This is a genomic window from Bacteroidia bacterium (assembly GCA_041391665.1).
Lineage (GTDB): Bacteria > Bacteroidota > Bacteroidia > J057 > J057 > JAGQVA01.
Genome location: JAWKNO010000001.1, coordinates 1369612 through 1382880, shown reverse-complemented (window position 1 = coordinate 1382880; position 13269 = coordinate 1369612). Strand labels below are relative to the sequence as shown.

Annotated in this window: 11 protein-coding genes; 6 read left to right on the top strand and 5 right to left on the bottom strand. The window is 45.7% G+C overall.

The features are described 5' to 3' along the window. Nucleotides 1–16: 16 nt before the first annotated feature. Both R3D00_05795 and hpt read right to left on the bottom strand, forming a co-directional pair. On the bottom strand, nucleotides 17–796 hold the full coding sequence (locus R3D00_05795; GenBank protein MEZ4772679.1) for a membrane or secreted protein: 780 nt from the start codon (nucleotides 794–796) through the stop codon (nucleotides 17–19). Nucleotides 797–842: 46 nt separating this feature from the next. Then, nucleotides 843–1388 (bottom strand): hypoxanthine phosphoribosyltransferase, encoded by a 546-nt coding sequence (gene hpt, locus R3D00_05790; protein MEZ4772678.1) that lies wholly within the window; start codon nucleotides 1386–1388, stop codon nucleotides 843–845. Between the two features lie 109 nt (nucleotides 1389–1497). On the opposite strand from hpt, the gene R3D00_05785 reads away from it, so the two are divergent. From R3D00_05785 to R3D00_05760, 6 genes are all read left to right on the top strand, one after another. Continuing rightward, entirely contained in the window at nucleotides 1498–3414 is a 1917-nt protein-coding gene (locus R3D00_05785) for an amidophosphoribosyltransferase (protein MEZ4772677.1), read from the top strand. Nucleotides 3415–3423: 9 nt separating this feature from the next. Beyond that, nucleotides 3424–4473: a glycosyltransferase family 4 protein gene (locus R3D00_05780; GenBank protein MEZ4772676.1), complete on the top strand. Its 1050-nt coding sequence runs from the start codon at nucleotides 3424–3426 to the stop codon at nucleotides 4471–4473. A 38-nt stretch (nucleotides 4474–4511) separates the two neighbouring features. Continuing rightward, on the top strand, nucleotides 4512–5765 hold the full coding sequence (locus tag R3D00_05775; protein ID MEZ4772675.1) for a hypothetical protein: 1254 nt from the start codon (nucleotides 4512–4514) through the stop codon (nucleotides 5763–5765). 320 nt (nucleotides 5766–6085) lie between these two features. Next, nucleotides 6086–7231, top strand: coding sequence for a hypothetical protein (locus R3D00_05770; GenBank protein MEZ4772674.1), 1146 nt, complete (start codon nucleotides 6086–6088; stop codon nucleotides 7229–7231). Nucleotides 7232–7364: 133 nt separating this feature from the next. Beyond that, nucleotides 7365–7697 (top strand): helix-turn-helix transcriptional regulator, encoded by a 333-nt coding sequence (locus tag R3D00_05765; protein MEZ4772673.1) that lies wholly within the window; start codon nucleotides 7365–7367, stop codon nucleotides 7695–7697. 9 nt (nucleotides 7698–7706) lie between these two features. Further along, nucleotides 7707–10322, top strand: a complete 2616-nt coding sequence (locus R3D00_05760) for an FtsX-like permease family protein (protein ID MEZ4772672.1) — start codon at nucleotides 7707–7709, stop codon at nucleotides 10320–10322. Nucleotides 10323–10348: 26 nt separating this feature from the next. On the opposite strand, the gene R3D00_05755 is transcribed toward R3D00_05760, so the two are convergent. From R3D00_05755 to R3D00_05745, 3 genes are all read right to left on the bottom strand, one after another. Next, complete coding sequence (locus tag R3D00_05755; protein ID MEZ4772671.1) at nucleotides 10349–11140, bottom strand: hypothetical protein; 792 nt, start codon at nucleotides 11138–11140, stop codon at nucleotides 10349–10351. A 61-nt stretch (nucleotides 11141–11201) separates the two neighbouring features. Further along, nucleotides 11202–11951, bottom strand: a complete 750-nt coding sequence (gene murI, locus R3D00_05750; GenBank protein ID MEZ4772670.1) for a glutamate racemase — start codon at nucleotides 11949–11951, stop codon at nucleotides 11202–11204. A 10-nt stretch (nucleotides 11952–11961) separates the two neighbouring features. Continuing rightward, the gene (locus R3D00_05745) at nucleotides 11962–13218 is read right to left on the bottom strand and encodes a DUF2723 domain-containing protein (protein MEZ4772669.1); all 1257 of its coding nucleotides are present in this window, start codon (nucleotides 13216–13218) and stop codon (nucleotides 11962–11964) included. Nucleotides 13219–13269 lie beyond the last annotated feature (51 nt).

Genomic DNA, 13269 nt, shown 5'->3' with positions numbered 1-13269 from the left:
TTATTTGCTTTTGGACTTATTGTCTGATCCAGACCTCATTGATAGGCAGGCCACGGCTGCTTTGACCGCTATGAAACCATTCATCCCCTTCTACTTTTCCTTCGAATGAGAGACTGGCCCCTACACGGGTAGAGTCGCGGGAGAAAAATTCGATATTCTCAGTATAAACCCCGTCCTTGAGCGAGTAAGTGCCGCCACCCGTACCAAAAAATTCTTTGGTTTCGGTATTCATGGCTGTCCACTGGAAACGGGTTGCGGAGAGGATCTTGATTGTTTTGCGGGGACCCGGGGTCATTTCGCGCATTTCGCCAGTCTGACCGACCCTGCGCCCGATTGCCCATGCACCGGCAAGCGGTGTATCACCGGCATCGATTCTGGTACAAACAGCCGTGATCTTTTCTTCTTTGATTTTCCCTTTCCAGGTGAGGGTCTGTTCATCGGGAGATTTAATTTTAAAGGAAAATGATTGCCCTATCATACTGGTATCCCGGGTATGATAGTCAATCGTAACCGTAACCGAGCTGCCATTCATCTCATAAAATCCACCCATGGAGCTTTCAAACACCTTATTTTCCAGATCGTAATTGGTGGACATGAAATAATTGCGGGAAAAGATCTGAACAATTTTCACAGGCGGTTTTTCACCATTGTATTGTACCATTTCCCAGGCACCTACCAAGGCATTTTCGGCAAAGAAAGAATGGGAATCAAAACGTGAAACACCGGAAATCAATAGAAAAGCCGGGATAATCAGGAGAAAATATCCCTTCGAATAGCAGGTAGTAATCGTTTTCATAAGAGCAGAAAATTTAATGATCAGGGGTAATATAGGAAAAAACTCCTTATTCCTGAGGTTTTAGTCGGTAAATCCCTTTCAGTTCGCGCCCAAGTTGCGCGTAGTCGAGACCATACCCCACGACAAATTCCGGAGGGATTTCAAACCCTACAAAATCAGGTTTATATTTCCCTTTGTGACTGAGAGGTTTGTACAAAAGTGTGGCAATTTTTACCGAAGCCGGGTGGAAGGAAATAAAATAATCCATCAGATAATCACAGGTAAAACCAGAGTCAACGATATCTTCAATAATCAGTACGTGCCGGTCTCTGATTTCTGTTTCCAATCCGATGGGAACCTTCATATTTCCGGAGCTGGTCATCTCATTTCCATAAGAAGAAACTCTGATAAAATGCACTTCCGGCCCCGTGTTCATTTCACGAATCAGGTCAGCAGTAAATAAAAATGCACCATTTAATACAGGAACCAGCAAAGGAGTTTTAGACGAATAGATTTCGTTTAACTCACGGGCAAGCGCCCTTATACGAGACTGGAGGTCATTTTCACCGATATAAGGAGTGAAAATTTTATCTTTTATTGTTACTTCTTCCATGTACAAATTTAAAATTTTTTACCAGTAGACCAGATCAAATACTTTTTTCGTTAAAATATCAGGATTCATTCCGTAAATTTGCAGCAGTTTCACCTTAAATGATCTACTCGTGAGCGACCAGATCAAACATGAATGCGGTATCGGCCTGATACGATTACTCCAACCTTTGGATTACTACGAAGAGAAATACGGTACGGCCCTATGGGGACTAAACCAGATGTATTATCTCATGGAAAAACAGCGTAACCGGGGCCAGGATGGTGCCGGACTCGCCAGTATCAAGCTGAATACCAAACCCGGTCGCCCATATATGGCCCGAATCCGGGAAAATCAATCTTCCCCGTGGACCAAACTCTTCAAAAAAATTGAAGACCGGTTGGCGGAAATCAAAAAACACTATCCCGACTCCTGGGATAATGCGACTTTCCTAAAGCAAAACTTTGAGTACGCCGGGGAAGTAATGCTGGGACACCTCCGCTACGGCACCCATGGCAGTTATTCGATTGATGCCTGCCACCCCGTCATTCGTACCAACGAATATATCAACCGGAGCCTGGCCATTGCCGGAAATTTTAACCTCACCAATGTTGACTACCTTTTCCAGAAACTTGTGGAACTGGGGCAACATCCCAAGTATATGACCGATACAGAAACCATGCTCGAGCGTATTGGGCATTTTCTGGACATCGCCAATGACCACCTCTACCGAAAGTTTAAAAAGGAAGGTTATACCCGCAACGAAATTACCAACCTGATCAGCGAAGAACTTAACCTCAATAAAGTCCTTAAAAACGCAGCTTCAGCATGGGACGGCGGTTACGTAATCGGAGGCATCATCGGCAACGGTGATGCCTTTGTCGTTAGAGACCCCAACGGCATCAGGCCTTGTTTCTATTTTGAAAATGATGAGGTGGTGGTTGCCGCCTCTGAGCGTGCTGCTATCAGTACGATTTTCAATCTTCCCCCCGCAGATATTACAGAACTTCCCCGCGGATACTCCCTGACCGTTAAGGCAGATGGAAAAGTTAAAGTAAAACCATTTACTGAACAGGGTGAACGACGCAGTTGTTCTTTCGAAAGAATCTACTTCTCCCGCGGCAATGATCCTGAGATCTACCAGGAAAGAAAAAAACTCGGGGAATATGTTGTGCCAAAAGTGCTCGACAGCATTCAGCAAGACCTTGACAATACCATATTTGGCTATATTCCCAATACTGCTGAAAGTGCATTCGAAGGAATGGTCAAACAACTTGAACAACACCTTACCGACCAAAAAATAGAATGGATTCAGGAACTGGGCGCCAAAGCCAAACCTGAAGACATTAGCCGTATCCTCAATATGCGGCCCCGGGTCGAAAAAGTGATACACAAAGATGACAAACTCCGCACCTTTATTGCAGCAGACTCCTCCCGCGACGATATGGTGTCTCATGTCTATGATATTACCGGAGGTATAAGCGATCCGGGAAAAAATAACCTGGTCCTTATCGACGACTCTATCGTAAGAGGTACTACCCTGAAAAGAAGTATCCTCCATATGCTGGCAAGGCTTAAACCTAAAAAAATTGTCATCGTCTCCTCCGCCCCGCAAATCCGTTACCCGGACTGCTATGGGATTGATATGTCTCAGATCGAAAAGCTGGTCGCATTCTCCGCTACCATTCAATTGCTGAAAGATACCGGCAAACAGTCTGTCATCGATGAGGTTTACAAAAAAATCATCCAGATGAAGGCAGAAGGCACCATGTCTGAGAAAAATGTGGTAAAGGAAATTTACGCGCCTTTCACCGAAGATGAAGTTTCTGCAAAAATCACCGAAATGGTGAGACCGCCGGATTTTGCCTTTGAGATGGAGATTATCTACCAACCACTGGAAAATCTCGCCAAAGCAATGCCTAAGTTTACCGGCGACTGGTATTTCTCCGGCAACTACCCGACTCCCGGTGGAAACAAAATTGTCAATCAGTCCTTCATCAACTATTACGAAGGAAAAAATGAACGTGCTTATCAGGTTGATATCGCTTAATTTCGCCGATTGAATATTGCCCTGATCCATCACCGCCTCACCCGAAACGGGGGCCTTGAGACCCGGCTGATCAATTATATCCATGCCTTCCATGCCAAAGGCCATCGGGTAACGGTTGTCTGCGGAAAAGCTGATGCCACAATACCTGTTCCAGAACAAGTAACTGTTGTTGAGCTGGGCTTTGGATTTCTGCCAAAGAAGTTCAGACGCTATGCTTTTGAGCAGCGTGTCAGGCGCTATATGGATGTACATAAGTTTGATTTTAGTCTTTCACTGGAACGCACTTCCAGCCAGGAGGTAGTACTGGCCCCTTCCAATCACCTGGGTTTTCTGCATGCCATGAACCGAAAGGGCAAAGGGTTTTCCGACAAAATGGAAATCGGTATGGACCGAAGGGCTTTTCAAAATTCCCGCCTGATCTTAGCCGCTTCTGCCATGATTGAGGAAGAACTCCTGTCGCTTTACCACATTCCGAAGGAAAAAATCCGGGTACTGTTTCCGCCGCTCGATATAAATACTTTCAATTACCAGCTTCGCCCGGAACGCACACGCCTTCGCAATCAGTTTGGTATGGACCCCCAAAAGTTATCATTCGTATTTGTCTCTACCAGTCATAAAAGAAAAGGGCTGCCCCTTCTGCTTGAAGTATTTGACAGACTGAAAGACGGCCCGTTTGAACTTAAAATTGCCGGCAAGGGATCACATTCCGGTACCTTACCTGCCAATGTTTCCTTCATCGGTTATGTGCAGCATACGGAGGAATTATTTACCGCGGCAGATTTCACTATTCATCCCGCGAAGTATGAGCCTTTTGGCCAGATTGTTTCCGAATCCGTAGCTTGCGGAACGCCGGTTTTGATCTCCCATAAAGTCGGGGCCGCAGAAATCATATCTGAAAACGAAGGTATCGTCATTCACGGATTTGAAGCGGTCGAATGGGAAAAAACCATTAGAAACCTGCCAAATCGTACTTTTTCCCCTGCACCTGACTTTGCCGGCCTGCACAAACTTTCAGTTTCCGATCATATTGACCGGATGCTCGAACTTGCCCTCCGGTAATTGGAACAACATTCCCCGAAAATATATAAATTGCGTCCATGTGGGCAGCTCTGACAAATACCCTTTCAAACCCGGTGTTCTGGCAATATGCCAGCATCCCTTTTATCAGCGCGATTGTCGGCTGGGGCACCAATGTGATTGCCCTCAAGATGACCTTTTACCCACTCAATTTTATCGGTTTCTGGAAGATTGGCTGGCAGGGCATTATACCCTCAAAAGCCGGTGCCATGGCAGGTAAGGCAGTCGATTTGCTTACCAAAAAACTCATTACGATTGAGGATCGGTTTGAACAGATAGAACCGGAGCGTGTAGCCGAAGAAATGGAGCCTGCATTAACACGCCTGGCAGAACAGATTATCAACGAAACACTGGAAGAACAGGCACCCGTACTTTGGGAATCGGCGCCCCCACTGCTCAAAAACCGTATCTTTCAAAAAGCCTCCGAAGACCTTCCTCAGGTAGTTGAAAACCTGATGCAGGATATAAAAAACAATATCTCAGACCTTTTTGACCTGAGGGGAATGGTCGTGGAAGAACTAGAAAATGACCGCGATTTACTCAACCAGATCTTCCTGAATGTAGGAAGAGAAGAGTTTAAGTTTATCGAAAAATCAGGCTTTTATTTTGGCTTTTTGTTTGGCCTTTTACAAATGGGTATTTACCTCTGGCTTACCCGTGCAGGATTTTCGGCCGGGTGGACGCTCCCGGTGGCCGGACTTATCGTAGGCTGGGCTACCAATTATCTCGCGCTGAAGATGATATTCGAACCGCTCCGCCCAAGGGTAGTGGGTTTCTGGACAATTCAGGGCATGTTTATCAAACGCCAGATGGAAGTCTCAGAAGAATATGCGAGAATCATCACCGAACGCATCCTCACCTCCAAAAATATATTTGAACGCCTCGTAACCGGCCCGGCATCAGACCGGCTGGTAACCATGATTCATATTCATGTAAAAAAAGCCGTGGACGCAATCGCCGGTATATCCAAACCGCTGATCCAGCTCACACAGGGCACCCGCAAATATATTCAAATCAAAAACACTGTTTCCCAGCGCTTTGTAGAAGAACTCCCCCACTCTATTAAACATATTTTCGGATATGCGGAAGAAGCACTCGATATTGAAAACACCCTCCGCACCAAAATGCAGGCCCTGGGCCCGGTTGAGTTTGCGGGCTTTCTGAGGCCGATCTTTCAGGAAGATGAGTGGAAACTTATCCTTGTCGGTGCTGTACTGGGCCTTTTGGCCGGCATAGCGCAACTGTTGGTTATCTTCGGAGAAACACTGATATGATGCATTTTCCTAAATAGTCAGCCGAAGATTTTATACTCAGAAGTAAGTTATTCAGGCGGATCGTATTTTAAGTGGTTTAAATGAATATAAAACTCATTTATGCCATGATTGGCAGTTGTATTTTATGCGAAAGTCTTAATATTTCGGCTCCCGAATATGTTAGATATTGATTAATTGCGAAGAATTAACCTTTCAAACAAGATGTTATATTTTTTTATTTTTCGCATTGAAAATACGCATGAGTAAGTCGTAATTGTGTCTCGTTACCGTCATATGTACATATTTCAACGCTCAATTTCATTATACAATCAGTCCTGTCAATGTTGAAAACCACGTTAGGCTTTTTGGCCATTTGTCTGCTGCTTGCTCCGATCTTTGCTCAAAGTAATTCCAACACAATCTCCCTCGAAGAAGTAATTAATGACAATGTCAGTTCTTATCCTCTCACCATCGACAATCGATTTAAACTGGCTGCTTATGCCGAATTGAAAGGACGCTATGCTGCTTCTGTACAAACCCTGACACTTAACTTCGGCGGACTCGGTTTTTTAAATTTTTATGAAAAAAACTGTCTGCTCCGCACTGGCAACAATCAGGTTTTTTCCCTAAACCGACATTCTTCTCACGTTTCCGATTCTATTGAAATGAACCGGCGACTGACTGAGATTTTTGAAAAAATCATTCTGCTTGGCAACCATAACGCCGACCAGGAAAAAATTGAGTTTGTGGACACCTACCTCGCGAAGAAAAATATTGAACCCTTCGAAAAGGTATTTCTACGGCACATTTTTATCAAGTTTGGCAGATACAATGCAGAAAAAAAGATGGTCATGTTTCATACTGACTGGCTGCCTGAGCGCACATTCAGCTATCGCGGTCCAGATGATAAAGACCTCGTAAAAAAACACATCACCCCCCTGAAGATTGTATTGAGTGAAAATGTGATCCGAGGCTACTATATCGAAAATGATGGAACCGTATTTGTCGAAAATGTAGATCGTCCGGTATTTTATGCCACTGGCGAAGAATACCTGTTTAACGTCGCGGCTTTCAAACTCTTTGCCCAAAAACTATTTGTTCAGTCTGTCCAGTATATCTCAAGGGCAGAGGCAAAAAGGCTGGAATCTATCACGTCTGATCCTGAGCAGAGTAACGTCATCACCCAAATGGTTACGTATGATTCCAAAATTGAACAGCAGGGAAAATATGTAGCCGGCAATATGCGTCAGGCTTATTATTCAGCTCCTCAAACTTCACAAAAAGCGGTAACCCCTATTCAACCACTGTACCATGAATACAGCTGGATACCTATGATGCTCGGAATCATGCGGTCCAACAACATCAATATCGGCGATGATTATGTGATTAAATATTTTATCGATGAGCCTTATTTTGACCGGATATACCCACAACTTACCCGGGAGGAAAAAGCTAAAGTGGATAAATACAAACAAACAAGAACATAACTTTTTTTGGCTGGCTAAAAATTTTTAGGTGAATCTGTTTCTAAGGCCCTTCGGGGCTTTTTTTTTGTTTTTCAGCTAACCATTTGCATTTTTAATTATATTACCTACATTTAGGAATAATATAATTTTAAGTATGAAAGGGACTTATCTCGGAGAACTGGAAGAAATCGTACTACTGACAGTCGCAGCTTTATTTGATGAGGCGTATGGCGTAAGCGTAAAGCAAGAGATAGAAAACCGTATGGGCAGATCGATCAGCGTAGGTGCCCTGCACACAGCCTTAAAACGTCTGGAAGACAAAGGATATCTCAGCTCCAGGCTGGGTGAAGCCACCGCCGAACGCGGGGGAAAACGCAAACGCTTTTTCCGTGTTACGGTCTATGGCTACCGGGCCCTGACCGAAGCCAAAGATCTGCGCAGTCAACTATGGGATTCTGTACCCCCTGTCGCTTTTGATTTTTCTTAATCCCCTACCATGCCAGGCAAACCACCCGTTCACCCCCCCACATGGATGGAGCGATTTCTCCAATGGGGACTGGAAGCTGAAATCGCAGAAGATATTCTCGGCGACCTGACCGAATTGTTTCACCTTCATTCAACGGAAAAAAACAATCTGTATGCCCGATGGAAGTATTTCCTCAGCATGCTGAGTTTGTTACCGCTTTTCAGAATTAAGCTTTTCGCATTTCCTCTCACCTTTATCAACCCTGCCATGATCAGACATTATTTCACTATCGCCTTTCGCAACCTGCGAAAACATCTTTCTTACTCCCTGATCAATGTATTTGGACTTGGAACCGGCCTCGCAGCCTGCCTGCTGCTGATTTTGTTTGTCAGGCACGAGATGAGTTATGATCGCTTTCACAAAAATCTCGACCGGATCTACCGGGTCAGTATGGAAATGAGGGACGGAGACAATACCCGGCATATTGCGGTTTCCCCTACTGCTGTCTCGCCCGTTTTCCAGCGGGAGTTTCCGGAAGTGGAAAATGGGGTACGGCTGCTGGCATCGGGTACCTTCAGTACAGATGTGCTACGATATGGCGACCGTGTTTTTCAGGAATCAGGGCTGTTTTATGCAGATTCTACTTTCTTTGACATCTTTTCTTTTACACTTACATCGGGTGATCCCCAACATGCACTCAACAACCCGGCAAGTATCATTCTCACAGCTTCCAGCGCTAAAAAATATTTTGGCGACGAAAACCCTATGGGAAAGGTGCTGAATATCAACAACAGCCGGGACTACAAAGTTACCGGCGTAATGGAAGATATGCCGCCAAATTCCCACTTCCATGTAGATTTCCTCGCTTCCTTTTCCTCTCTCCAGGCCGCAAAAGAAGAAATCTGGTGGTCAGCCAATTACCAGACATACCTCCTGCTCAAAAGTCCGGAAGCGGTCGCCGCTCTACGGGAAAAAATACCCGCACTCATTGAGCGCGAACTGGGCGATGAGTTGGGTGGAAATAAAAGCCTGCTGTACCGCCTTACGCCACTGGCCGACATTCACCTTTTCTCCGATGCAGAAAATGAGCTGGAACCTGGCAGCGACATTCGCTATGTGTATATTTTTTCGGGTATTGCGCTGCTCATTTTGCTGATCGCGTGCATCAACTATATGAACCTCGCCACAGCCCGGTCTGTGGACAGAGCACGGGAAGTGGGGCTGAGAAAAGTTGTAGGCGCATATAAAAGCCAGATTTTTTCACAGTTCATCGGCGAATCAGCCCTGATTACTTTTCTGGCGATTGGCGTTGCTGTGATCTTTGCACGCCTGAGTTTGCCTTTGTTTAACACGCTGATTCACCGTGAGCTTTCCCTTGATTTTTCTACCACTCCCTTTCTGATCCCCCTGGTTATAGTTACGGGTATTTTTGTCAGCCTGGCTTCAGGAATATGGCCGGCTGTAGTTTTTACAAAGTTTGAACCGGTGCAGATCCTCCGGGGTAAATACAGATCCTCTTCAGGAGGAAACCTCTTGCGCAAAACCCTCGTGGTTTTTCAGTTTGCCATTTCTATTTTCCTGATTGTATGTACCCTCGTCGTGTACCGGCAACTGTACCTGATTCAGCATACCCGCCTGGGTTATGACAAAGACCAGCTTGTGGTTTTACCCATGGACCGTGAAATTGGCGCAAAATGGGAAACCCTTAAAGGCAGCCTGAAAAATATCCCGGAAATACTGGAAGTATCCGCTGTTTCTGAAAATCCGGTAAAAATAGACGGAACCTACACCCTGTTTAAACCCGCCAATGAAGCGGACTCACGCCTGGTACAGGCGATGGCCTCAGATGTGGATGTGGTTCAAACCCTTGGGCTGGAAATCATTGCCGGAAGCAACTACACCCCGGCGAGCGCACTTCGCGAAGATTTTCCCTTTATCATGAACCAAAAAGCCATACAGACGCTTGGATGGAAACCGGAAGAAGCTGTTGGCCAACTGGTCAACCTCAACGGAAGAGCAGGTTTTATTCAGGCAGTGGTGGCGGACTTCCATATTGCCTCGCTCCATAAAGAAATCACACCGCTTGTGATTTTCCTTTCCCCTTACGATTACTATGAAGCACTGGTGCGAATCAGTCCTCAAAACCCCGACGTGGCAATCGCTCACCTCGAAAAAACCTGGAAAGAAATGGTTCCTCACCGCCCGTTTGAATATCATTTTCTCGACGACTCCTACCAGCAGTTGTACCAGTCAGAACAGCAGATTGGTAAAGCCTTCGGCATTTTTGCTTCACTGGCGATATTGATTGCATGCCTTGGATTATTTGGCCTGGCATCTTTTACCACCTTGCAGCGAGCAAAGGAAATCGGGATCCGCAAAGTACTGGGCGCGACTGTGGGAAACATTGTATCGATGTTGTCAAAAGACTTCTCCATACTTGTATTGTTCGCCTCAATGATCGCACTTCCGGCTTCCTGGTATCTGATGAACAACTGGCTCAGTGGTTTTGCCTATCGGGTAAATGTGGGAATATTTACGCTGGTTGCCGCAGCAGTTCTGGCGATTGTACTGGCATGGCTCACAGTGGGGTATCAGTCAATAAAGGCTGCATTGACAAATCCGGCGGAGACCCTGAAAGATGAATAAGTAAACGGAGATTATTCTGATAAGGATTACACTTTTACCGGTGCATCTACGATCGGAAACTCGCGGCCCAGTCCACCGATTTGCTGCGTGTAATAATTGCCATTCATATCACCGTAATGAATCGTGAAATGATAGGTTTGAGAAATCACGTTGGTACCGGTAAGTGAAAAGGAGATAATCTCCCCCTGATCATATTCTTCGAGGAGCATATTGATTCGCCGTTGCGGCGGTTCGTAGGTAATATTCAACTCATTATTGGGCCCTGCCTGGATTTTTTTATAAATGAGTTTATGCCCCTCATTTTTTAAGCGGAACAACAGTTTGTTGGGGGATTCCAGCGTAAGCTGATCCCCTTTCAGCCTTGGCGGAACATGGTGCTTCGGTGGTTTTGTCAGCACCTCATCGGTCGTAATGATGAGGCTTTTCCCCGTTTGGGTACTGATTTTGCGCCGGAACCGGTTGAAGAAAATATCGGAAATCCCCTGCTTTTCACGATTTCGAGGTTCCGGAATAGCAATAATTTTGGGGCTGGCTTTAACAGGACTGGGAGCGGTCTCGCTTTTTTTCAGCCGGGAGGCCGTTGTTTCGGGAGGATTTTCTTTTTTGTTTTTTTCTTCTATCGTTTCTATCACAGACTTAGTCCGCGAATATCCCGGACTTTCGGGCAGCGTAATTTCCGGCTGCACGAGAGGCTGCTTTAGACTTAAGGATTCTTCTTTGAGCATTTTGCGGATGGTAACCAGGCCGATAATGACTGCAGCCACACTTACCACAGCTACTGTTATATCAAACCAGCTTTCTGTTGAGGAAAAGTCCATACGCTTAGAGTTTTGATTTGGATATTCGTAATAAAGCAAAATTAGGGCCAAAATAAAAACCTTATCCAATCATCTCGAATATACGCGCACTGTCACCGCTACTGAAAAACGAATATTCCGGCTGATTTTCTTCCGGTGCAGCCAATCCCAACTGTTCCAACTGGCTTACGACCTGCCGCGCCACAGCCGGGGCGGGATTGATGATATTTGCCCGGTCTCCGGCCACCCTCTCCATGACAGGCAGGAGAAATGGGTAATGCGTACAACCCAGTACAATCTGATCTACTCCAGCGTCGAGCATGGGGCCGATGTATCGGCGTACCAGTGTTTCTGCTTCCGGTGTATTGGCCTGGTTGTTTTCAACGAGTTCGACCAGGCCTTCTCCTATCTGGATATGGACTTCCACCTTGCTCGCAAATTTTTCTTTTGTGCGCTGGTAATGTGCCCCGGCAAAGGTGCCGCGGGTAGCGAGCACGCCGATATGGCCCGTCTTCGTCAGCTGCGCTGCCGGCTTTAATGCGGGCTCTATCCCGACAAACGGTACGGAAAAATTTGCCCGTAGATGTGCGATGGCCGCTGCCGTTGCGGTATTACATGCGACGACAATCAGTTTGCAGTGTTTGCGGAGGAGGAATTGGGTGATTTCGGAGGAGAGATGAATAATCTCCTCCGGGGGACGACTGCCATACGGACAATTGCCGCTGTCGGCGTAGTAAATCAGCGACTCGGATGGACAGGCGATTTTTACTTCCTTCCATACAGAAAGACCGCCAAGTCCGGAGTCAAATATGCCAATGGGTGATGGATTCACAGGCAAAAGATTATAGGTTTTGGATTTCCAGATACTTTAAAGCCATGGGATACCGCTCAAAATCTGGCACAGGAGCTACTTTCCCCTCCCGAATTTCCTTAGCCAGCCGGAGCGGGTCAGGTGCCTGCGATTGTCCGGGCCAAAGATAAAAGGCGATTCCGCCCTTATAGGCTTTGGAATTGGCAAACGCCTGCATAGCAGGTATTTGTTCAGCTGTTTTCCACGCAAAAAAATATATCAATGGCGATAAGACAAATGGTAAAATTATTGCGCAAATCCTCAGCCATCCGGTCTGAATTCCGGAAACCATAAAGCGAAAACTCATACCGGCAAATACAGCAAGTGCAAAATATGGCAACAGGAAAAATACATAGTTGTCTGAAACATTATACCGCATGGCAAATAACCAGACCGGAAGTGCCGCAAGCCCCAGCAACTGTACCATTTTCCGTTCCTGCCGCCAGGTTACGATCAGCCCATGAACTAAAAAAGGAATGAAAATATGGAAATTGTACAAAAGATATCCCAGGCTGCGAAAACTCCCCATGATGAGATCCCGCAAATGAATGCCCAAAACTTCTCCCCGAAAATGGTTATCAAAAAATACAGCATCAACCGGGTTTAAATGAAAAACTAAAGGCAAAACGACCAATACACTCCCCAAAGCGGCACTTATACCCAAAGAAAGGGCAACCTGTTTTTTATTTGATCTTCCCCACCAGAGATATAAAAGAAAAAAGGGAATCAGTAACAAAGTCTGAATATGCGCCAGCACAGATAAACCCATCCAGAAACCCGCATGGGGTAAGCGGCGGTATTCTCCGGAAATGACATCTTTTACAACCAATACCCATACCTGCAAAACACAAAAGCAATAAAAAGTATAGACCTCTATCACAACAGCCTGCCGCCACCAGGTAAAACTAAAAGCGATGATCAGTACGGTAAACCGTGCAGCCTGCCGATCTTTGCAGATATAAAGGGCGAGCCGATATAGTCTTTCCAGCGAAAGCAACCCAAATACAACCGAAAGGAGCGACAACACAACAATCGTTGAAAGGAAGGGTAAAAGGACGACTACTATATGTGCAAAATTGATATAAAGAAAATGGCTGGTAGCATTTGTCGCTAAATCAAAGCCCTTTTCTGCATGATACAGGAATCCAAGGGCATCACCAAAACCAGGGTGAGGATTTCGCGTTAGAAGATACACCCCGGCAATCCAGAGGAAAGTGATAACGGGTCCCCATACTTTTACTCTGTACATGTTTGGAAAAATAGAATCTTACCCAAAAGACTGCAAATTTTCAGATTTTCA